Genomic DNA, 21300 nt, shown 5'->3' with positions numbered 1-21300 from the left:
ATGACACGCAGACATATCACGTTGATCGCGGGCACCGCGGCCCTTGCCGGGCTCGCCGCCTGCGCCCCCAGCAACGATCCGGTCTATACGCAGTTCTACCGCGAGGCGGGGTCGATCGTGGACACGGGCCAATTCGGCAATGCCACATTGCACAACCGCCAAGTCATGACCGGCGAAAAGCGTGTGACCTTTGATCTGGCGAACCGTTTCTCGAACGAAGTCCGCTCGACCGTGACCTTCGCCTTCAACTCGGCCCGACTGGACGCGAATGCGAAAGCCATCCTGCGCCAGCAGGCCAGCTGGATTCGCCAATTCCCCGAGATTCGCTTCCGCGTCTATGGCCACACTGATCTGGTCGGCTCGCAGGCCTATAACCGCGGCTTGGGGCTGCGCCGGGCGCAGGCCGTGGTGCGCTATCTCTCGACCTTGGGAATCAGCCCCAGCCGTTTGGAAGCCGTTGTTTCCTTTGGCGAAACGCAGCCGCTGATCGTGACCCAGGGCCGCGAGCGCCGCAACCGGCGCACGGTGACCGAGGTCAGCGGCTTCGTCCAGGGCCACCCGATGCTGCTGGACGGCAAATATGCGCAGATCATCTACCGCGAATATGTAGCCAGCGCCGTGCCCCCCTCTCAGCTAAGCTCCGGTGCCACCGAGGCAGGCGGCGGCGGGGAGTAAGGGTAAGCCCTTCTTTCGCACGGATAATATTCCCCCGCGCCTTTGGGCCGCGGGGGTTTTCGTCTCTGAAAAGCCATGTCCAATCGGGCGCGAATGGACGTATCGTTTCAAGATACCCAACAATAGAGGCTTTTTGGCCCCAATCTCGCCCCAGTTGGGGGTGATATTCGACGCAGAAGGATAAATGTGCCCGGCTCAAGAGCCGCGCATAAGGCAGAGGTCAGAGCGTTCGCAGCGACAGAATATCGCCGCCCTCCGGCCAAACCGTTGATGTAAAGGACAAAAGGTCATGAGCAGCACTATGCCACAACCCGAAGCAGCGCCGATCGTTGCCTGCACAATCAGCCGTGATGTACAGAACTTCGACCTCTTGATCGAAGATATGGAAGCCACTTTGGGCGAAAGCTGGGGCGATCTGGGATTCGCCGAGGCGCTGGCATTCTTCAGCCAACCCGAAGCCGAGGCGATGGAATTCGTCGCCCTCGCCATGGATGAGACCGACGAGGACAATCTCGTTTTGATGAGTGAAATCATCACACAGGCCAAGGCGCGCGACATCCGGGTGATCCTGATCGCCGAAGACATGACCCCCGCCGCGTTGCATTCGCTGCTGCGGAAGGGGGCGGATGAGTTCGTCCCCTATCCGCTGCCCGAAGGCGAATTGGCACAGGCCATTGCCCGCGTCCGCGCCGGAGAGAATGCCCCCCCTGCCCCCGCAGCCGACAACAGTGCGCCGCAGTTGAAGGCCGGTGCGCAAAAGGATGGCGCACTGATCGTCGTGCATGGTTTGGCTGGCGGCACCGGGGCCACGACCCTTGCCGTAAACCTCGCTTGGGAACTGGCGAATGCCGACAAGAAAAACCCGCCCTCGGTCTGCCTGCTGGATTTCGACCTGCAATATGGCTCGGTCGCGACCTTCCTTGATCTGCAACGCCGCGAGGCAGTCTATGAGATGATGTCCGACACGGAATCCATGGACGAAGAGATCTTTGGCCAAGCGCTGCAAACCTTTGAAGACAAGCTGCATGTGCTGACCGCCCCGGCAGAGATGCTGCCGCTCGATATCGTGACCAACGAAGATATCGACCGCATCCTCAACATGGCGCGCAACCAGTTCGACTATGTCATCGTCGACATGCCCTCGACGCTGGTTCAATGGTCCGAGACGGTGCTGACCAGCGCGCATGTCTACTTTGCCATGCTGGAACTCGACATGCGCTCGGCCCAGAACGCGCTGCGCTTCAAACGGGCACTGCAGTCTGAGGAACTGCCCTTTGAAAAGCTGCGCTATGTGATGAACCGCGCGCCGAAATTCACCGATCTCAGCGCCAAGAGCCGGGTCAAGCGCATGGCCGAATCGCTGAGCATTTCGATCGACGTGCAGATGCCCGATGGCGGCAAGGCGGTGACCCAGGCCAATGACCACGGGCTGCCGCTGGCCAATTCCGCGCCGAAAAGCCCACTGCGCCGCGAAATCGCCAAACTGGCAAGCTCCATCCACGATCTCAAGGGCGAGCAGGCGCAAGCCGCCTGAGCCCCCTAGCGAAAGACCGTACCGATGTTCTCGAAATACAAGAAACCAGCCTCTGCCACCCCGAAAGCCGCCGCCCCCGCGCCGGCGCGTGAGGCCAAGCCAGCCAAAGCCGCCCAGCCCGCCCCCGCGGCACCTGCGCCCGCACCGGCAGCCAAACCGGTTTCAATGCGCCGCGCGGTCAAACCCGCCGCCGCTTCCCCGGAGGACCGTGAGGTCAAGCGCAAGCAGCGGATGAGTGAGATCAAGCTCGAACTGCACCGCGCGCTCTTGGACAACCTCAATCTCGCCGCGCTGGAACATGCCTCGGAAGCTGATTTGCGGCAGGAAATCAACGATATCGCCGTCGAGATCCTTTCCGAAAAGAGCATCGTGCTCAACCGCGAAGACCGCATGACGCTGAACTCCGAGCTTTATGACGAGGTCACCGGTCTTGGCCCCCTTGAGACGCTGCTGAAAGACGACAGCGTCAACGATATTCTGGTGAACGGCCCGCAGCAGATTTTCGTCGAACGCGACGGCAAGCTGCAATTGACCGACATCACCTTTAAAGACGAAAAACACCTGCTGCGGATCATCGACAAGATCGTCTCGGCGGTGGGGCGTCGGGTGGATGAAAGCAACCCTTACGTTGACGCGCGTCTCAAGGATGGCTCGCGTTTCAACGCCATGGTGCCCCCGGTGGCCGTCGATGGCTCGCTCGTGTCTATTCGTAAGTTCAAGAAAGACAAGCTGGGCATCGACGATCTGGTGAACTTCGGCGCCTTCTCGGAAGAGATGGCCGCCTATTTGCAGGCCGCCGTGGCCACGCGTCTCAACATCATCGTGTCGGGCGGTACGGGCTCGGGTAAGACCACCACGCTCAACGCGCTGTCGTCTTTCATCGACAATGCTGAACGCATTCTGACCATCGAAGACACCGCCGAATTGCAACTGCAACAGACCCATGTGGGCCGGATGGAAAGCCGCCCGCCCAATGTCGAAGGCAAGGGCGAAGTCTCGCCTCGCGACTGTCTGAAAAACGCCCTTCGGATGCGCCCCGACCGCATCATCGTCGGCGAGACGCGCGGCGAAGAGGTCATCGACATGTTGCAGGCGATGAACACTGGCCACGACGGTTCCATGACCACAATTCACGCCAACTCGGCCCGCGATGGCATCAGCCGTCTGGAAAACATGATCGCCATGGCCGGGATCGAAATGCCGCTCAAGGCGATGCGAAGCCAGATCTCCTCGGCTGTGAACCTGATCGTGCAGGCCAGCCGCTTGCAAGACGGCTCGCGCCGGATGACCTCGATCACCGAGATCACGGGCATGGAGGGCGAGGTCATCTCGATGCAAGAGATCTTCCGCTTCCAGCGCGTCGGCCTGACGCCCGAGAACAAGATCATCGGCCATTTCACCGCCACCGGCGTGCGCAGCCACTTCTCTGAGCGGTTCCGCATGTGGGGCTATGACCTGCCCGCCTCCATCTACGAACCCGTGGCGGCCCAGTAAGGATTGATGCAATGAGTGCCGAACCAATCATCTATGGCTTGATCTTCATCGGCGTTCTGGTGCTGGTCGAGGGGCTGTACCTTGTCGCATTCGGCAAATCCATCAGCCTCAACAGCCGCGTGAACCGCCGCCTTGAGATGCTGGAGAAAGGCGCGCGCCGCGAAGAGGTGCTCGATAAGCTGCGCAAGGAAATGCAGCAGCATATGAACGCCAAGTCGATCCCGCTCTACTCCCTGCTGTCAGAACGTGCGCAGAAGGCCGCGATTGCCTTCACGCCGCAGCAGTTGCTGATGATCATGGCCGGATTGGCCGCTTTGGCCTTTCTGGGGCTGACCATCGGCACCGATACCTCCGTGTCGGTGCGCGCGCTGATGTCCATCGCCATGGGCGTGGGCGCAGTGTTCTTTTGGGTGTCGCATAAGGCCAGCAAACGCATGGCGATGATCGAAGAACAGCTTCCCGATGCGGTGGAGCTGATGGTGCGCAGCCTGCGGGTGGGGCACCCTTTCTCCAACGCGATCTCCATCGTGTCGAAGGAAATCCAAGACCCGCTCGCCTCGGAATTCGGCGTGATCGCCGATGAAGCCGCCTATGGCCGCGATCTGGGCGAAGCGCTCAAGGATATGGCCGAACGGCTCGACATGCAGGATTTGCGCTTTCTCGCCGTCGCCGTGACCATTCAGCAGCAATCGGGCGGCAACTTGGCCGAGATCCTTGCCGGTCTTGCCAAGGTGATCCGCGCCCGCTTCCGCCTGTTCCGCCGTGTCAAAGCCATCACAGCCGAGGCGAAATGGTCGGGCAAGTTCCTGTCGGGCTTCCCGCTGGCCGCGCTGGTGGTGATCAACCTCGGCGATCCGCATTACTACGACGAGGTGCGCGATCACCCCTATTTCATTCCCGCCTGTTTCCTTGTGGGGATCTTCCTTGTGCTGAACCTTTTCGTGATGCGCATCCTTACCAATATCAAAGTCTGAGAGGCCGGGGATGGAATTTTTCAATCAGCTTAACGATCAGATCAACCAAGCCTTGGGGCCGATGGGGCTGATCATCATCATCGGCACTTTGGGCGTCGCCTTGGTGGCGACCACGCTGGTCTTGATGTTGCGCCAGCCCGAAGACCCGCTGACCAAGCTCAAGCGCACCAGCTCTGCCCCGACGGGCGACGGTTCGCGCGAGAAGCTGCGCCAATCGGATCAAAACGCGCAGTTGCAGAAATTCGCCAAGTTTCTTGAGCCTGAGGACGTGGCCGAACTCAGCGCCAAACAGTTGATGCTGCGCCAAGCTGGCTATCGTTCGCGCGATGCGGTGCGGCTTTATTACTTTGCCCAGTTTGCCCTTGGGATGCTCGGGCTGGTGGGCGGCCTGATCTATACCAATGTCTTGGGCGGCGGCGAAGGGATGACCACGCAGCAGACCATGATGTGGGCCATCGGCCCCGGTGCCATCGGGTATTACCTGCCCAAATACTGGGTCAAACGCCGAGTCGATTCCCGCAAAGAAGAGATCACCCGCGGCTTTCCCGACGCGCTGGATATGATGCTGGTCTGCGTCGAAGCCGGGCAATCGCTGGATCAATGCATCGTCCGCGTCGCGCGCGAGTTGCGCGCCTCCTACCGCGCCCTCTCCGAAGAGTTCGAGATGGTCGCCTATGAGATGAAAGCCGGTAAGGACAAAGTATCGGTGCTCAACGACATGGGCGAACGTTGCGGCGTGCAGGATGTCTCTTCTTTCGTGACCGTGCTGATCCAATCGGCGGCCTTCGGCACCTCCATCGCCGACGCCCTGCGCGTCTATGCCGCCGAGATGCGCGACAAACGCGTGATGCGGGCCGAGGAAGCGGCAAACAAGTTGCCAACCAAGATGACCCTTGCCACTATGGGCCTCACCGTACCGCCGCTGCTGATTATTCTGATCGGCCCCTCGGCACATGGCATCTCGCAACTGGGTCAGGTAGGGAATTAATGACGGGCAAAATTCGGCGCAGCCTCACCCGCGCCGTTTTCATCGGGCCGATCTTGGGCCTTGCTCTGGCCGCCTGTTCGACAGGCGGCTTTTCCGCGTTGCGCGGGGATCAGACACCGAAAAACCTCTATGCCCCCGGCGTGAACCAACGGGCCGAGGCGGTGGATGGGATCGAGGTGGGCCATAGGCTCATCGCGGCGGGGCAATATGAATTGGCCATCAAATCCTTCAACCGCGCCGCGCTGGAGCATGGGCTGACCGGGGAAATCCTCTCGGCCCTTGGCAGCGCCAACCTCGGGCTTGGGCGTTTGGGACAGGCCGAAACCCTGCTGCGCCGCGCCGTTGAGAAAGACGCCGCCGAGCCGGAAGTTTGGAACAACCTTGGCGTCGTGCTGATGGAAAGCGGCCAGACCGCCGAGGCCGAGCAGATTTTCCGCAAAGCCTATGCGCTCGACAATGGCGAAAGTGACGCAATTCGGGACAATCTGCGCTTGGCGCTCGCAAAAACGGAAAAATCTGTTATAACAGAAGTCAATGAAGATAATTACAAATTGGTGCGGCGCGGCAGCGGAGATTACCTGATCCGTCCGACACCATGACCCGGCAGAGCAGTAAGAGGACGCAAAATGCGCCATCCAATCATTCTGGCCGTCTGCATGGCAGGCGTCACCGCGCTTGCAGGCTGCGGTGAAAAAGACGCGAACGCCACCGTTGAACGGGCCTTCAAGGACGTCAATGTGGTGGATGAAACCAACCTTTCTGACGTGATGCTGACCGTGGCCGACCCCAATGAGGCGGTGAGCTATTTCGCGCGGTCCATCAAGGAAAGCCCCGACCGGATCGACCACCAGCGCGGGCTCGCTGCGTCACTGGTTCGCGCCAAACGCACGACCGAGGCCGTTTCCGAATGGGACAAGGTCACCAAGATGGAAGGTGCCACCCCCGAAGACAGCGTGCAATTGGCCGATGCGCTGATCCGCTCGGGCAACTGGGCGCGGGCCGAGACGGTCCTCAACGGCATCCCCCCCACCCATGAGACTTTTGCCCGCTACCGGCTTGAGGCCATGGTCGCCGACAGCAAGGAACAGTGGGACCGCGCCGACAGCTTTTACGAGATCGCCGTCGGCCTGACCACGACCCCCGCCGCCGTGATGAACAACTGGGGCTACTCCAAACTGACCCGCGGGGATTACCCCGAGGCCGAGCGTCTGTTCGGCGAGGCGATCCGCCAAGACAACACGCTTTTCACCGCCAAGAACAACCTCGTCATGGCCCGCGCCGCACAGCGCGACTATACCCTGCCCGTCATGCCGATGGAGCAATCTGAGCGCGCCCAGCTTTTGCACACGATGGCCCTGTCGGCGATCAAACGCGGCGATGTGGAGACCGGCAAGGGCCTGCTGCGCGAAGCGATTGACACGCACCCCCAGCATTTCGAAGCCGCCGTCCGCTCTTTGCGCGCATTGGAAAACGGCTGATCCATGGCGATCTCTGCCACGGCGGCCCTGTGGTTTCTGCCCTTCGTCCTGCCGATCTGCTTCTATGTCGCCTTCACCGACATGAAGCAGATGCGGATCACCAATCAGGCGGTCTTAGTGCTGACCGCGATCTTTGTGCTGCTGGGGCTGTTTCTGCTGCCCTTTGACACCTATCTCTGGCGTCTGCTGAGCCTTGTCGTGGTCCTAGTGGTCGGCATCGTCCTGAACGCCGCAGGGGTCATGGGGGCCGGTGACGCAAAGTTCGCCGCCGCCGCCGCGCCCTATATCGCATGGGGCGATATGCGATTGCTGATGATGCTTTTCATGGCCACCCTTCTCGCCGCCGCCGCCACGCATCGCGGGGTGAAATACACCCCCCTGCGCCGCCTCGCCCCCGATTGGCAAAGCTGGCAAGAAACCAAGAAATTCCCCATGGGTCTCGCCCTTGGCACCACGCTGGGGCTCTATCTGATCTTGGGAGCGCTCTTCGGGGTCTGACCGTCCCGCTGCAAACTCTTTTCATTGCGAAAAAGCGTCCACATTCACGCCATATTCAAGATTTACCCTCCAGTCTGACCGACAAGCCGCACCGCCGCATGACTTTCCAAGGAAGCCATTGATGAACGCCCCGACCAGCACCGTGCTTGCCCCGCCGCCCCCCAAGCGGTTGGAGGATATGAAGCTGCCCATCGTGATGATGCGCGATATCCTTCTGAAAACGATCTTTCGCAAGAACGTCGAGATGGTCAGCGATCTGGCCCAAGCGCTCTGCCTGCCGATCCCGGTCACGCAGGAGATGGTCGACCAAGCCCGCAGCCAACGCCTGATCGAAGCCACCGGCACGCTCAGCGCCACCAGCGGCAATGAGATGGGCTATCAGTTGACCGACGCGGGCAAGGCGCGCGCATTGGATGCGCTGGCGCAGTCGGAATATTTCGGCGCCATGCCCGTCCCGCTTGAGGTTTACCGCGAGCAGGTCAAACGCCAATCCGTGCGCAATCTGCAAATCACCCGTGACCAGTTGACCGGCGCCATGGGCCATTTGGTGCTGCCCGACAGCCTGCTGGATCACCTCGGCCCCGCCGTCTCTGCCGGGCGGTCGATCCTGATGTACGGCCCGCCGGGAAACGGTAAATCCAGCATTTCCAATGGCATACGCGACGCGCTTGGTGATCGGGTCTATGTCCCCCGCGCCATCGAATACGCAGGCCAGGTCATCACCGTCTATGACCCGATCGTTCATTCCGCCGCCGAGGCCGAGGTGCAAGACCCCACCTCCCTGCGCCGGATCACGCGCTATGACGCCCGCTATGTCTGCTGCGAGCGCCCGACGGTCATCACCGGTGGCGAACTGACGCTCGACATGCTTGATCTGGTCTACAACCCCACGGCCCGAACCTATCAGGCGCCGCTGCAACTCAAAGCCACTGGCGGCATCTTTATCGTCGACGACCTTGGCCGCCAGAAAGAGCCGCCGCAAAGCATCATCAACCGCTGGATCGTGCCGCTGGAGGAAAGCAAAGACATCCTCGCCCTGCAATCGGGCGAGAAATTCGAGGTGCCCTTCGACACGCTGGTGATCTTCTCTACCAACTTCCACCCGAATGAGATTTTCGACCAAGCTGCCCTGCGGCGTATCTTCTTCAAGATCAAGATCGACGGCCCGGACCAAGAGAACTTCCTCAAGATCTTTGCCATGGTTGCCCGGAAACGCGGCATGCCACTGGATGAGGCGACGCTGATCCATCTACTCAAGGTGAAATACCCGACCATCGACAATGTCTATGCGAATTACCAGCCGAATTTCCTGATCGACCAGATGATTGCAATCTGCGATTTCGAAGGCATCCCCTATCAGATGAACCCCGATCTGGTGGACCGGGCGTGGGCCAATATGTTCGTTCGCGATGAGGTGATCGTTAAATAACCTCCGCCGCTGGCACCGCGCCCTGCCGATACTACATTGGGTGTCATGCGCGCCCTACCCCCCAAATTCGCCGATTGGTTCGCCCAGAACGGCTGGTCTTTGCACCCGCACCAGCAAGAGATGCTGGACCGTGCCGAGGCTCCTGCCCTGCTGCTCATCGCCCCCACAGGAGGCGGCAAAACGCTGGCCGGTTTCCTGCCAACCCTCGTCGATCTGGCCGAAGAAGAGCACGAGGGGATGCACACGCTCTATATATCGCCGCTCAAGGCGCTGGCGGCGGACATCAAACGCAACCTCACACGCCCGGTCGAGGAGATGCGCCTGCCGATCCGCATCGAAGACCGCACCGGCGACACCTCGCAGTCGCGCCGCCGCCGCCAGCGTGCCGACCCGCCGCATATCCTGCTGACCACCCCCGAAAGCCTCGCCCTGCTGACCTCCTATGAGGACGCCGCGCGCACCTTTCGGGGCCTCAAACGCGTGGTGATCGACGAGATCCACGCCCTGGCCGAAAGCAAACGCGGCGACCAGCTGATGCTGGCCTTGACCCGGTTGCAAGCCCTCTGCCCCGACCTGAAACGCGTGGGCCTCTCGGCCACGGTCGAAGACCCCGCGGCCATCGCCCACCTGATGGCCCGCCACCCCGACCCCTGCGAAGTGCTCTTGGCCGATCCCGGCCCCGCCCCCGACATCCAGATGCTGCGCACAGAGGAGGCCCCGCCCTGGGCCGGCGGCGGCGCGGCCTATGCGATCCCCGCGGTCCTCGAACAGGTGCGCCAACACAAGACGACGCTCATCTTCCACAACACCCGCGCGCAGGCCGAGATCTTCTTCCACAAACTCTGGCTCGCCAACGAGGACGCCCTGCCCATCGCCATCCACCACGGCAGCCTCGACCGCGCGCAGCGCGAGAAGGTCGAGGCGGCGATGGTACGCGGCGATCTACGCGCCATCGTCTGCACAGGCACGCTTGATCTGGGGATCGACTGGGGCGACGTGGACCTCATCATCCAGATCGGCGCGCCGAAGAACGTGAAACGTCTGGTCCAGCGCATCGGCCGCGCCAACCACCGCTACAACGCCCCCTCCAAAGCGCTCCTGGTCCCCGCCAACCGCTTTGAAGTGGTGGAATGCGTGGCGGCGCTAGAGGCCGTGCTCGAAGGTGCACTCGATGGCGATCCGCGCGGGCAAGGCCCGCGCGACGTGCTCTGCCAGCACATCCTCATCGCTGCCTGCGCCGGCCCCTTCGACGCCGAGGACCTCTTTGCCCAAATCCGCACCGCCGGGGCCTATTCCAACCTGTCACGCGCCGCCTTCGACGCCTGCCTCGATTTCTGCGCCACGGGCGGCTACGCGCTGCGCGCCTACGACCGTTGGCAACGGCTGCTGCAACGCCCCGACGGGCAATGGCAACTGCGTGACCCCCGCGCCGCGCAACGCATCCGTATGAACATCGGCACCATTCAGGACACCGACAAGCTCAAGGTCCGCATGAAACGCAACCGCGGCGGCAAGCCCCTTGGCGAGATCGAAGAGGGCTTTGCCGCCACGCTCACCAAAGGCGATACCTTTCTGATCGGCGGGCAAATCGTGCGCTACGAAGGGCTGCGCGAAACCGTGGTCGAGGTCAGCCGCAACGCCGCGAAGAAGCCGAAAGTGGCGACCTTCGGCGGTACGAAATTCGCCACCTCCACCCAACTATCGGCCCGCGTGCAACAAATGTTCACCCAAGACAGCTGGCCCGAACTGCCCTCCCACACCGCCGAATGGCTCAGCCTGCAACGTGAGGTCAGCCAACTGCCGCAGCCCGGCACGCTGCTGGTGGAAAGCTTCCCCCATGACTTTGCCGAACAGACGGTGTTCTACGGCTTTGCCGGACGCAACGGCCAACAAACGCTCGGCCTTCTGCTCACCAAACGCATGGAAGACCTTGGCCTACGCCCTCTGGGCTTTGTTGCAACGGACTATGCCACGCTGATCTGGGGGCTCTCCCCCCTCGACGACCCGGCTCCGCTGCTTGATCCGGCGATGCTGCACGAAGGGCTCGACAGTTGGCTTGCGGGCAATGCCGTGATGAAACGCACGTTTCGCGCCGCCGCCACCATCGCCGGGCTGATCGAGCGCAACAGCCCGCAGGCGCGCAAATCCGGACGGCAAACGACCTTTTCTAGCGATATCCTCTACGACACGCTGCAGCGCTATGAACCGGACCACCTGATGCTCGACATCACCCGAGAAGAAGCCCTCAGCGGGTTGGTGGATTTCGGCAGAATCGAAGAAATGCTCGGGCGAATTGCCGGGCGGATCACCCATCGCAAGCTCTCCCGCGTAAGCCCCCTGGCCGCGCCGCTGTTTCTCGAAATGGGCCGCGTTCCGGTCGAAGGCGCCGGGCAGGATCGTCTGTTGGCAGAAGAGGCGGAACGTTTGATGGAAGCCTCCGGCCTCGCGCAACTCACCCCGCCGCCCTCGGATCAGCCGCCATGGCGGGATGGTCGTTGAACATGAGCGTTTCGCGGGCGGAGAGGTTCTGCAAGGTATTTGAAAAAGGATGAAGATGATTAAGGGTTCTTTAACCAAGGTGGCGCATCTTCCTCTCGCGGTACAGGCTGAGGAGCCGATGACCGCAAAGGATGAAGGCGCGTCTCCGGTCCGGTGACCACCCGATCGCGGGGCGCGCTTTCTGCAGTTCATCCTTTCTTAAATACCTCTGCGCTGACCTTTCCGTCTGCGCAACCTTCGCGTTTGGCCCCTTGCCAAATCAGTGCCGATCTCAGATGAACAAAGGATGAACGGACTTAAGTTTTCATTCGCCGGGGCGGGGCTGACTGCGCTTGGTTCTGGCGCGCTTTGGTGGCGCGAAAGGGATTTGCTTTGTGTGAGCGATCTTCACTTGGGCAAGTCGGAACGGATTGCGCGGCGCGGCGGGTCGGCGCTGCCGCCTTATGAGACGCGCGATACGTTGAAACGGTTGGCGGCGGACCTGTCTTACACTCAGGCGCGGCATGTAGTCTGCCTTGGCGATAGTTTTGATGACCTCGGGGCGGCGCAGGCGCTGCCAGAGGAAGAGCGGCTTTGGATTCTTGGCCTGCAGGCCGGGCGGCGGTGGGATTGGATCGAAGGCAATCACGACCCGGGCCCGGTTGGGTTGGGCGGTACCCATTTGGGTGAGTTGGCGCTCGGCCCGCTGACCTTTCGGCATATCGCGGCGGAGGGGACCGGCGGCGAGGTGTCGGGGCATTATCATCCCAAGGCATCGATCCGCGCGCGGGGCCGCAGCATCTCGCGTCCGGCGTTTTTGTTTGACAGCAAGCGGCTGATCCTGCCTGCATATGGCACCTATACCGGCGGGCTGCGCAGCCAGTCGCGGGTGCTTTGTGATTTGATGGGGCCAGAGGCCTGTGCGGTGCTGACCGGGCCGCAACCTGTGGCGATCCCCATGCCCGGAAAGAAGCGATGATGGATGATCAGATTGAACGCCGGGTGCGGGAGAGTTTTGCCAAGCAGACCATGATGCAGACCTTGGGGGCCGAGATCATCGAAGTGCAGTCGGGTCTGGTCAAGGTTGCGGCGCCGGTCCTGCCGGGCGCGATGCAGCAGCAGGGTTTTGGCCATGCGGGGCTGACCTTTTCCATTGGCGATTCCGCGGCGGGCTATGCGGCCTTGAGCATGTTGCCGCCGGAGGTCGATGTCGTAACCTCGGAGATCAAGATCAACCTTCTGGCTCCCGCCAGGGGAGACCGGCTGATTGCCACGGGCCGGGTGGTGAAACCGGGCCGGCGGCTTTGTGTGGTCACGGCAGAGGTGCATGCGGAAACGGATGGCGCCGCCAAGCTCATCGCCATCCTGCAGGCACCATCGTGCCGGTGCCGGGCGCTTAGGCGGTCAGCCCTTCGGGTTCTGCCAACCCATTGGCGCGGCAACAGGCGGTGACCGTATTGGCCAGCAGGCAGGCGATGGTCATCGGCCCGACCCCGCCGGGCACCGGGGTGATGGCCCCGGCGCGCTGGCTGGCGCTGTCGAAGTCCACGTCGCCAACCAGTTTGGTTTTCCCGCCGGTCTCGATCCGGTTGATGCCCACGTCGATCACCGTCGCGCCCTCTTTGATCCAATCGCCGGGCACCATTTCGGGGCGGCCAACGGCGGCGACCACGATATCGGCGCGGCGCACCACTTCGGGCAGATCGCGGGTGCGGCTATGCGCGATGGTCACCGTGCAGCTATCGCCCAAGAGCAGCTGCGCCATCGGTTTGCCGACAATGTTGGAACGGCCAATGACCACCGCGTTCATACCCGTCAGATCGCCGTGATGGTCGCGCAGCATCATCAGGCAGCCCAGCGGGGTGCAGGGCACCATGCTTTTCTGCCCTGTGCCTAGCAGGCCGACGTTGGAAATGTGGAAGCCGTCCACGTCCTTGGCGGGCGAGACGGCGTTGACCACACGGCTTTCGTCCAGATGATCCGGCAGCGGCAGTTGCACGAGGATGCCGTGGATCTCGGGGTCGTTGTTCAACGCGTCGATCAACTTGAGCAACTCGCCCTGATCAACGGTCGCGGGCAGCTTGTGTTCGACCGATTTCATACCGACTTCGCGGGTCATCTTGCCCTTGGAGCGGACATAGACTTGGCTTGCCGGGTCTTCGCCCACCAGCACCACGGCGAGGCCGGGGGTGACACCGTGATCCGTCTTTAGCCGGTCGACATGGCCCGCGACCTTCTCACGCACCGTTGCTGCAAAGGCTTTACCATCGATGATTGTCGCTGCCATATCCGTCTCACTTTCGCTCGCTGCAGGTTGAACATGCTCTACATCACCGCGACGGCGGGTCATTGCAACCCGCCTTAGAACAATCCCTCCACATCGCCATCGGCGTTGAGCTTGATTGCCTCGGCAGAAGGCACCCGCGGCAGGCCCGGCATGGTCATGATCTCACCGCAGATGACGACAACGAAACCCGCCCCTGCTGAGAGGCGCACCTCGCGGATGGGGACGCTGAAACCAGTGGGCGCGCCGCGCAGGTCGGGATCGGTCGAGAAACTGTACTGGGTCTTGGCCATGCAGACCGGCAGATCGCCATAGCCCTGCGCCTCCCAATCCTTCAACTGGTTGCGCACCTTTTGGTCGGCCAGCACTTCGTCGGCACGGTAAACACGTTTGGCGATGGTCTCGATCTTTTCGAACAGCGGCATCTCGTCGGCATAGAGCGGGGCGAAATTCGCGTGATCGCCATCGGCGATCTCTGCCACGCGGGTGGCCAGATCGGCGGAGCCTTCCGAGCCCAACTCCCAGTGGCGCGAGAGGATCGCTTCGGCCCCTTGGGCCGCGACATAGTCCTTCACAGCCGCCACTTCGGCATCGGTATCGGTGACGAAATGGTTGACCGCCACGACCACGGGCACGCCAAAGGATTTCACGTTTTCGATGTGGCGGCCAAGGTTGGCGCAGCCCTGTTGCACTGCCTCGACATTCTCGGTCCCTAGGTCGGCTTTCGCCACGCCGCCGTTCATCTTCATCGCGCGCACCGTGGCGACGACGACCACCACCGAAGGCGCCAGCCCCGCCTTGCGGCATTTGATGTTCATAAATTTTTCGGCCCCGAGATCGGCGCCAAAGCCTGCCTCTGTCACCACATAATCTGCCAGTTTCAACGCTGTGGTCGTGGCGATGACCGAGTTGCAGCCATGGGCGATATTGGCGAAGGGCCCGCCGTGGACGAAGGCGGGGTTGTTCTCAAGCGTCTGCACGAGGTTCGGCTGCATCGCGTCTTTCAAAAGCACCGTCATGGCCCCATCCGCCTTGATGTCGCGGGCATAGACCGGACTACGGTCGCGGCGGTAGGCGACGATCATCGCGCCAAGGCGCTCTTGCAGATCGGTGAGGTTCTTGGCCAGACAGAGGATCGCCATGACCTCGGAGGCTACGGTGATGTCAAAGCCCGTCTCGCGCGGGAAACCGTTGGGCACACCGCCCAAGGAGGCGGTGATCTGGCGCAGGGCGCGGTCGTTCATGTCGACCACCCGGCGCCATGTGACGCGGCGGGTGTCGATCTCCAACTCGTTGCCCCAGTAGATGTGGTTGTCGATCATCGCCGCCAGCAGGTTGTGCGCGCTAGTGATGGCGTGGAAATCGCCGGTGAAATGAAGGTTCATCTCTTCCATCGGCACAACTTGGGCATAGCCGCCGCCCGCAGCGCCCCCCTTCATCCCGAAGTTCGGCCCGAGAGAGGCTTCGCGGATGCAGACCGCCGCCTTTTTGCCGATCTGGTTCAGCCCGTCGCCGAGCCCGACGGTGGTGGTGGTCTTGCCCTCCCCCGCCGGGGTTGGGTTGATCGCGGTGACGAGGATCAGCTTGCCGTTCGCGCGGTCCTGCACAGAGTCGATAAAGGATTGGCTCACCTTCGCCTTGTCATGGCCATAGGGCAGCAGGTCGTCGCTTGAGATGCCCAGCTTCGCGCCGATCTCTTGAATAGGGCGTTTCGCCGCTTCGCGGGCGATTTGAATGTCGGTTTTACAAGCCATGAGAATCCCCTGTTGCCGTTGGTGGCGATCTTTATTCTTTAGCCATAGCGCGACAAGCCCCCGACGGGGGGCCGTGTTTCCGACACTCAAAGTTCGCGAAACGGCGCGCGCTTAGCCCAGATGCGGCCAGACCGGCTGGTTCGGCACGAAAAGCCGCAGCGTGTCGCCCAAGCTCAACGGCCCCTCCCGCTCAACCCATGCGGTCACGCCGCGTTTGCCTTGGGCGGCGGCTTTAAAGGTTTTGCCATGGCCGGGGGCCTCCACCTCGATCTCACGGGCAGGGAGGTTGCAGGGGCCGTTTTCGATGTCCACGACCAAGGTGGTGCCATGCTCGTTTTGTAGCCGCGACCCCGGCGGGACGAGGGTGAAATCCGGGATCCCTTCAAGGATGATCGAAGCGCCCAGCAGGGTCGGGTCGAGCTTGGGAAGGTCGATGGCGGCGGCGATCTCGGCCATCTCTTCGGCGGAGAGGATGGAGAGTTGGCGCGTGTTGCGTATCTCTGTTCCCTTGGCATGCAGGTTGCGCACGCGCACGCAGGCCGGACGGGTCAGCCCTGCGTGAAAATCCCCTTCGATGCCCGCATAGGTCGCAAAGACCTGTTCCACCGCGACCGAGCGGATGTTTTCGCGGTCCTGAGGGACCATGCCCAGCCAAGTGATCCGGGCGGTATGGTCTGTCTTGCGCAGTTCGGGCATGGGGCGTCCTTTGACGTGGTTTGCTGTGGCATCCTATGCCTATTGCCGGACCAGATGTACCTTGAAACCGCCCCCACTCAATGAGGCTTTGGCAAGGGTGCCCGCTGTATAGACAAGCGCCATCCCGAAAGATTTGAGATAAAATGGCGAGACATAGCCCGGCCCCATGACTACACGAAAGGACATATCACAGAACACCGAAGCCCCTTCCTCTCGGCTGCTCTGCGTCACGATCTGCACCACGCGGCGCCCATCGTAGAGCGACAGCGGCGCGGGGCAGCTTTTGCCGGTGGCTAGCGCCGCGAAAAGCTCCGGCGGAAACAGGACACCGGGCGGCACCGCCTTGGCATCCGACATTTTCGTCATTTCCGATGACGGCGTGATCTTGACCGAGGTGACCTGCCGCCCCGCCCGTTCAATCGCGATATCGCGCGTCTCGCTCCCCCGGTTTGAACCGAGATAGCTGACCGCGTTCCCTTTCGCCTTGGAAACCGCGTTGAAACTGCCGTTCTTGATGCCGAATGGTGCGTTGTCGAGCGACAGCAAGAAAGCGGCGTTCCGGCTTTGGCCGTTGAACTGCAAAGTCCCCAACTGCCGCCCGCCCAAGGCCACGGCGTAGGTTTGCGGATCGGCCAAAGCGCGTCCGGCGTTGACGGCCATAAGAAGGGCAAGGGCAGAAAGGATGCGTCGCATGGGACCCCGGCTTGTCGAGAATTCCGCCTCTATGTAACGCGACGGCGGCTGCGACGCGATAGTGGAATTCCCGCCCCTCAACGAATGCCCCCCCAAAATGAAAAGACCCCGCCGAAGCAGGGTCTTTCAAATGTCGTAGGTCGGATCAGACCGAAGGTTCAGGTTCCATCCCGCCATCCTTCGGCGGGGTTTTCTTGCCCTTCGCCTTGGGGATCGCGGTGACGCTCGGCGCGCTGCCGGTGTCGGAGTTGTCGTCGTCGGAATCCTCTGCTGGCGGCAGGCCGTCCATGACGCGTTTGATCTCATCGCCGGTCAGGGTCTCATACTCCAGCAGACCTTGGGCCAGACGCTCGAACTCCACCTCTTTCTCGGTGATGATCTTCATCGCGCGATCATAGCCGTCTTGGATGAACTGCTGCACCTCTTTCTCGACCAACTCCTTGGTATTGGCTGAGACGGAGAAGCCCGCAGTGTTGCCCTGATAGCCCTGCGCGGCTTCGGAATAGTCGATATTGCCGACCTTATCCGACATGCCCCATTGCAGCACCATCGCACGCGCCAGCGCAGACGCTTGCTGGATGTCGCCCGCCGGACCGTTGGAGACCGAATCCGGCCCGTATTTGTGGATTTCCGCCGCCTTGCCCGCCATGGCCATGGCCAGACGCTGGTGGCATTCGTCCTTGAACATGTTCAGCCGGTCGATCTCAGGCAGGCTCATCACCATGCCGAGCGCGCCGCCGCGCGGGATGATCGTGGCCTTGTAGACCGGGTCGCATTTGGGCAGCGTCATGCCCACCAGCGCGTGACCGGCCTCATGATAGGCGGTCATTTCCTTCTGCTCGGCGGTCATCACCATCGACCGGCGCTCGGGGCCCATCATCACCTTGTCCTTGGCCTGCTCGAAATCGACCATAGTGACGAAACGCCGGCCGACACGGGCGGCCATCAGCGCGGCCTCGTTCACGAGGTTCGCCAAATCCGCACCCGAGAAGCCCGGCGTGCCGCGCGCGATGATGCGCAGATCGACGTCCGGCCCCAGCGGGGTCTTGCGGGCGTGGACCGAGAGAATCTTTTCGCGGCCCTTGATGTCGGGGTTGGGCACGGTGACCTGACGGTCGAAACGGCCCGGACGCAGCAGCGCGGGGTCGAGCACGTCGCGACGGTTGGTCGCGGCGAGGATAATGACGCCTTCGTTGGACTCGAAGCCGTCCATCTCGACCAGAAGCTGGTTCAGCGTCTGTTCACGCTCGTCGTTGCCGCCGCCGTAGCCGGCGCCACGATGACGGCCCACGGCGTCAATCTCGTCGATGAAAACGATACAGGGGGCGTTCTTCTTGGCCTGTTCGAACATGTCGCGGACACGGGATGCACCGACGCCGACGAACATCTCGACGAAGTCGGAGCCCGAAATGGTGAAGAAGGGCACGCCAGCCTCGCCCGCAATGGCGCGGGCCAGCAGGGTCTTACCGGTGCCCGGAGGGCCCACCAGCAGCGCGCCCTTGGGGATCTTGCCGCCGAGGCGCGAGAACTTCTGCGGGTTGCGCAGGAATTCGACGATTTCTTCGAGTTCTTCCTTGGCCTCGTCGATGCCCGCCACGTCGTCAAAGGTCACGCGGCCGTGCTTTTCGGTCAGCATTTTGGCCTTGGATTTGCCAAAGCCCATGGCCCCGCCCTTGCCGCCGCCCTGCATGCGGTTCATGAAGTAAATCCACACGCCGATCAGCAGCGCGATGGGCAAGAGCGACATCAGGAAGGTCTGGAAACCAGACTGTTGCTGGGGGCGCGCTTTGACAGGGATGTCGTTGTCGATCAAAAGCTGGGTCAGCTCGGCATCGCCGGGTTTGATCGTCAAGTAGTCGGCACCATCCGCTTGGCGGAATCGCACTTGCTCACCATCCAATGTCACATTTCGGACATCCCCATCCTGTACGGAGGTGACGAATTCGGAATAGCTGACTTCGTTGTTTTGCAGCGACCCGCTGGACCCGCTGAACAGGTTGAACAGCGCCAGCACAAGCAACATCAGGACAACCCAGAAGGCGAGGTTACGAACATTTCCCAAGGGAATTCTCCTAAATTCACATGGCCGCGGGCAAGTCCCGCAACCCAAGGGGCGCCCGTTCGGGCAACCACCATACTAAGATAGACATGATGCGCTCATGTTCAATGCGATAATGGCGCTGTTTTGTTCCATTCCGCGCCGCTTTCGCGCCGGACATGCCATTTCTGGTCCAGCCCGGCAAGGGGCGCGGCAAGCAGCCGCGGGCCCTGCCAGATGGCCGGGGTCGACAGCAAGGCGGCACGGGGTCGCCCAAGGCTGCGCCAATCGGGGCATTGGGCCAGCCCCTCTGGGCCAAGCGCGCGCAATTCGGCCTCCGGCGGCAGCCCTTCGGGGGGGATCGCACGCCAGCGTCCGTCCCAAAGCTGATCCGCAGGCACGCGCAGATCGCGCACCGCGTTATACTCGCGAAAGATCCAGATTTCACCGCGCCGGAGCAGTGCCTGACACCCCGCCAGCGTGGCCGCCTGCCCTTCCGCTAGCCCCGCGATCAAAGCGGCCACGGGGCCGCGGCGCGGGGGGTATGCGCCGCCGTTGATCTGCCCAATTGCCCGGAGCATCAGGCGGCGGCGGATCTCGTTCGGCTCGGCGAAAAAGGCATCGGCCTGCATCACCTGCGCGCCCGCCTCCATACGCAGAATATCGCCCGCGGCGCGATCGGTTTGGACGTCCAACGCCGCCCGGGCGGTGGCCATGTTGCGCGCGACCTCGGCCAAAGTCTCTACATCGATGCCAAGCGGCGCGAGGGCATCGAGGCTTTGGCGGGTTCTGATCCGGGCATAGCGCGGGTCATCGTTGCCGGGGTCTTCGACCCAGTGCAGCCCCGCCCGCTGCAGATGATCGCGCAGGGCCGCGCGCCGGGCAAAAAGCAGCGGGCGCAGCCATGTGACACCGAACCTTTCGCTGCGCGGCGCCATCGCCGCAAGCCCATCGACCCCCGACCGGCGCGCCAAGCGCATCAGCACCGTCTCGGCCTGATCGTCCGCCGTATGGCCAAGGGCCACGACGGGTAGCCCGCGCCGCGCGGCCCAACCGGCCATCAGGCGATAACGCGCCTCCCGCGCGGCGTTTTGGAGATTGCCCTGCCCGTCCCAATCGCGCCAGTGCAGGGTTTCATGGGCCAACCCCAGTCGGGCGGCATGGCGCGCGACCATGGCGGCCTCTTCCGCCGCTTCTGGGCGCAGTCCATGGTCGACGGTCACGGTCTCAAGATGGCTGCGCGTCGCCGTCGCCACCCCATGCAGAAGCGACAGCAGCGCCATGGAATCGCCCCCGCCCGAGACGGCGACGCCAAGGCGGGGCGGCAGCGCGCCGCCCAAGCCAGAAAGCAACCCCTCGGTCAGCGCTGCATCAGCCGTTGCGGCGGGTGCAGTCATCTGCGGTCAGGAACAACCCAGCGTCTGGCGCTGCGCCTCGGCTTGGCTGACCTGCGGGGCGTTCGGGAAGCGCACGCCGACTTCCGAAAGGGTCACGCAGGCCTCTTGGGTCTGCTCCAACACGCCAAGGGCGCGGCCTAGTTCAAAGAGCGACCGCGGGGCCACCGGCCCTTCGGGATCGGTACTGAAGGCCGCGAGATAGGCGCGCGCCGCTTCACGGTTGTCGCCCAGACCGGTCAGGGCTTCGCCCCGGCGCATCTCGACCTCGGCGGCTAGCGGACCGCCGGGGTAGGTCGTATTGAAGGACGCAAAGAGATCGGCGGCGCTGCGAAAGTCACCCGATGCGAGCGCCTCCTGCGCCCGCTCGAAATCGGCCTTCTCGCTGACCGCCAGCTCTGCTTCGTTGATGGGGGTGATGATGCCGCCAGATGTACCTGCGCCACCGCTGCCGGGGGTCACTTCGACAACCTCGCGATCTGCGTCGGGAGCGGGGGCTGCCACGGCGGGCGCCTCCCCTCCGCCGAGGGTCGACGTCTCACCCAAAGCGCCCAGATCGCCGCCTTCAAGCTCAACCAGACGGTATTCCAGATCGCCGATCCGGTTGGTGCCATCGGCGACGATCCGGTTGATGCGGTTCTCCATCTCCTCGGTCTTGGAGGTGAGGCGCTGCAACTCGCTCTCCATGGTGCTGACCCGCTCCAACACCGAATTGCCGCCGGTCTCGACCGAGGCGCCGCCGGTGGTCGACAATTCGCGGCGCAGCTTTTGCACCTCGACGTTGAGCACGGTCAGCTGCTGGCGAATGTCCGCCAGCGTTTGATCGTTGTCCTGCGCCATAAGCGCGGCGGGGGCGGTCATCAGCCCCATCACGGCCACGAAGATATATCGCT

The 21300-nt window shown here is 62.6% G+C and carries 19 protein-coding genes; 12 read left to right on the top strand and 7 right to left on the bottom strand.

The genetic code is table 11. The annotated features are described in order from the left end of the window. From HKX24_RS05050 to HKX24_RS04995, 12 genes are all read left to right on the top strand, one after another. Positions 1-675, top strand: a complete 675-nt coding sequence (locus HKX24_RS05050) for an OmpA family protein (protein ID WP_271693168.1) — start codon at positions 1-3, stop codon at positions 673-675. Between the two features lie 289 nt (positions 676-964). Further along, positions 965-2209 (top strand): AAA family ATPase, encoded by a 1245-nt coding sequence (locus tag HKX24_RS05045; protein WP_271693167.1) that lies wholly within the window; start codon positions 965-967, stop codon positions 2207-2209. A gap of 24 nt (positions 2210-2233) precedes the next feature. Next, the gene (locus HKX24_RS05040) at positions 2234-3703 is read left to right on the top strand and encodes a CpaF family protein (RefSeq protein WP_271688036.1); all 1470 of its coding nucleotides are present in this window, start codon (positions 2234-2236) and stop codon (positions 3701-3703) included. Between the two features lie 11 nt (positions 3704-3714). Continuing rightward, positions 3715-4677, top strand: coding sequence for a type II secretion system F family protein (locus HKX24_RS05035; RefSeq protein ID WP_271693166.1), 963 nt, complete (start codon positions 3715-3717; stop codon positions 4675-4677). 10 nt (positions 4678-4687) lie between these two features. Continuing rightward, positions 4688-5665, top strand: a complete 978-nt coding sequence (locus tag HKX24_RS05030; protein ID WP_271693165.1) for a type II secretion system F family protein — start codon at positions 4688-4690, stop codon at positions 5663-5665. Then, the gene (locus HKX24_RS05025; protein WP_271693163.1) at positions 5665-6264 is read left to right on the top strand and encodes a tetratricopeptide repeat protein; all 600 of its coding nucleotides are present in this window, start codon (positions 5665-5667) and stop codon (positions 6262-6264) included. Before HKX24_RS05030 ends, HKX24_RS05025 begins: the two co-directional genes overlap by 1 nt. 27 nt (positions 6265-6291) lie before the next feature. After that, positions 6292-7143: a tetratricopeptide repeat protein gene (locus tag HKX24_RS05020; RefSeq protein WP_271693161.1), complete on the top strand. Its 852-nt coding sequence runs from the start codon at positions 6292-6294 to the stop codon at positions 7141-7143. A gap of 3 nt (positions 7144-7146) precedes the next feature. Beyond that, positions 7147-7641 carry a prepilin peptidase gene (locus HKX24_RS05015; RefSeq protein WP_271693160.1) on the top strand — a complete coding sequence of 165 codons (495 nt, stop codon included), beginning with the start codon at positions 7147-7149 and terminating at the stop codon, positions 7639-7641. A 121-nt stretch (positions 7642-7762) separates the two neighbouring features. Next, the gene (locus HKX24_RS05010; RefSeq protein ID WP_271693158.1) at positions 7763-9070 is read left to right on the top strand and encodes an ATPase; all 1308 of its coding nucleotides are present in this window, start codon (positions 7763-7765) and stop codon (positions 9068-9070) included. Positions 9071-9115: 45 nt separating this feature from the next. After that, complete coding sequence (locus HKX24_RS05005; RefSeq protein WP_276153842.1) at positions 9116-11569, top strand: ligase-associated DNA damage response DEXH box helicase; 2454 nt, start codon at positions 9116-9118, stop codon at positions 11567-11569. A gap of 286 nt (positions 11570-11855) precedes the next feature. After that, positions 11856-12527 (top strand): ligase-associated DNA damage response endonuclease PdeM, encoded by a 672-nt coding sequence (gene pdeM / locus HKX24_RS05000; protein WP_271693156.1) that lies wholly within the window; start codon positions 11856-11858, stop codon positions 12525-12527. After that, positions 12527-13000 (top strand): PaaI family thioesterase, encoded by a 474-nt coding sequence (locus HKX24_RS04995; protein ID WP_271693155.1) that lies wholly within the window; start codon positions 12527-12529, stop codon positions 12998-13000. Before pdeM ends, HKX24_RS04995 begins: the two co-directional genes overlap by 1 nt. Here the strand turns inward: HKX24_RS04995 and folD are convergent. From folD to ybgF, 7 genes are all read right to left on the bottom strand, one after another. Then, the gene (folD, locus tag HKX24_RS04990; protein WP_271693795.1) at positions 12945-13835 is read right to left on the bottom strand and encodes a bifunctional methylenetetrahydrofolate dehydrogenase/methenyltetrahydrofolate cyclohydrolase FolD; all 891 of its coding nucleotides are present in this window, start codon (positions 13833-13835) and stop codon (positions 12945-12947) included. The two genes, HKX24_RS04995 and folD, sit on opposite strands and share 56 nt — an antisense overlap. 74 nt (positions 13836-13909) lie before the next feature. Then, positions 13910-15586: a formate--tetrahydrofolate ligase gene (locus tag HKX24_RS04985; RefSeq protein ID WP_271693154.1), complete on the bottom strand. Its 1677-nt coding sequence runs from the start codon at positions 15584-15586 to the stop codon at positions 13910-13912. Between the two features lie 111 nt (positions 15587-15697). Beyond that, the gene (locus tag HKX24_RS04980) at positions 15698-16282 is read right to left on the bottom strand and encodes a sulfurase (protein ID WP_271693153.1); all 585 of its coding nucleotides are present in this window, start codon (positions 16280-16282) and stop codon (positions 15698-15700) included. A gap of 39 nt (positions 16283-16321) precedes the next feature. Continuing rightward, on the bottom strand, positions 16322-16975 hold the full coding sequence (locus HKX24_RS04975) for a hypothetical protein (protein WP_271693152.1): 654 nt from the start codon (positions 16973-16975) through the stop codon (positions 16322-16324). A gap of 145 nt (positions 16976-17120) precedes the next feature. Further along, complete coding sequence (gene ftsH / locus HKX24_RS04970) at positions 17121-19037, bottom strand: ATP-dependent zinc metalloprotease FtsH (RefSeq protein ID WP_067262909.1); 1917 nt, start codon at positions 19035-19037, stop codon at positions 17121-17123. 101 nt (positions 19038-19138) lie between these two features. Continuing rightward, a complete protein-coding gene (gene tilS / locus HKX24_RS04965; RefSeq protein ID WP_276153841.1) occupies positions 19139-20410 on the bottom strand; it encodes a tRNA lysidine(34) synthetase TilS in 1272 nt (423 codons plus the stop codon). A 6-nt stretch (positions 20411-20416) separates the two neighbouring features. After that, complete coding sequence (gene ybgF / locus HKX24_RS04960) at positions 20417-21277, bottom strand: tol-pal system protein YbgF (protein ID WP_276153885.1); 861 nt, start codon at positions 21275-21277, stop codon at positions 20417-20419. Between the last annotated feature and the right edge of the window lie 23 nt (positions 21278-21300).

Origin of the sequence: Sulfitobacter sp. M85, from assembly GCF_029285915.1 — a bacterium.
Classification (GTDB): Bacteria; Pseudomonadota; Alphaproteobacteria; order Rhodobacterales; family Rhodobacteraceae; genus Sulfitobacter; species Sulfitobacter faviae.
This window is presented reverse-complemented; position numbering and strand designations above follow the sequence as displayed.

Bases quoted from the DNA above. Each gene is read 5' to 3' on its own strand.
- HKX24_RS05050 (WP_271693168.1), top strand. From the start codon at position 1: ATGACACGCAGACATATCACGTTGATCGCGGGCACCGCGGCCCTTGCC.
- HKX24_RS05045 (WP_271693167.1), top strand. From the start codon at position 965: ATGAGCAGCACTATGCCACAACCCGAAGCAGCGCCGATCGTTGCCTGC.
- HKX24_RS05040 (WP_271688036.1), top strand. From the start codon at position 2,234: ATGTTCTCGAAATACAAGAAACCAGCCTCTGCCACCCCGAAAGCCGCC.
- HKX24_RS05035 (WP_271693166.1), top strand. From the start codon at position 3,715: ATGAGTGCCGAACCAATCATCTATGGCTTGATCTTCATCGGCGTTCTG.
- HKX24_RS05030 (WP_271693165.1), top strand. From the start codon at position 4,688: ATGGAATTTTTCAATCAGCTTAACGATCAGATCAACCAAGCCTTGGGG.
- HKX24_RS05025 (WP_271693163.1), top strand. From the start codon at position 5,665: ATGACGGGCAAAATTCGGCGCAGCCTCACCCGCGCCGTTTTCATCGGG.
- HKX24_RS05020 (WP_271693161.1), top strand. From the start codon at position 6,292: ATGCGCCATCCAATCATTCTGGCCGTCTGCATGGCAGGCGTCACCGCG.
- HKX24_RS05015 (WP_271693160.1), top strand. From the start codon at position 7,147: ATGGCGATCTCTGCCACGGCGGCCCTGTGGTTTCTGCCCTTCGTCCTG.
- HKX24_RS05010 (WP_271693158.1), top strand. From the start codon at position 7,763: ATGAACGCCCCGACCAGCACCGTGCTTGCCCCGCCGCCCCCCAAGCGG.
- HKX24_RS05005 (WP_276153842.1), top strand. From the start codon at position 9,116: ATGCGCGCCCTACCCCCCAAATTCGCCGATTGGTTCGCCCAGAACGGC.
- pdeM (WP_271693156.1), top strand. From the start codon at position 11,856: ATGAACGGACTTAAGTTTTCATTCGCCGGGGCGGGGCTGACTGCGCTT.
- HKX24_RS04995 (WP_271693155.1), top strand. From the start codon at position 12,527: ATGGATGATCAGATTGAACGCCGGGTGCGGGAGAGTTTTGCCAAGCAG.
- folD (WP_271693795.1), bottom strand. From the start codon at position 13,835: ATGGCAGCGACAATCATCGATGGTAAAGCCTTTGCAGCAACGGTGCGT.
- HKX24_RS04985 (WP_271693154.1), bottom strand. From the start codon at position 15,586: ATGGCTTGTAAAACCGACATTCAAATCGCCCGCGAAGCGGCGAAACGC.
- HKX24_RS04980 (WP_271693153.1), bottom strand. From the start codon at position 16,282: ATGCCCGAACTGCGCAAGACAGACCATACCGCCCGGATCACTTGGCTG.
- HKX24_RS04975 (WP_271693152.1), bottom strand. From the start codon at position 16,975: ATGCGACGCATCCTTTCTGCCCTTGCCCTTCTTATGGCCGTCAACGCC.
- tilS (WP_276153841.1), bottom strand. From the start codon at position 20,410: ATGACTGCACCCGCCGCAACGGCTGATGCAGCGCTGACCGAGGGGTTG.
- ybgF (WP_276153885.1), bottom strand. From the start codon at position 21,277: ATGGGGCTGATGACCGCCCCCGCCGCGCTTATGGCGCAGGACAACGAT.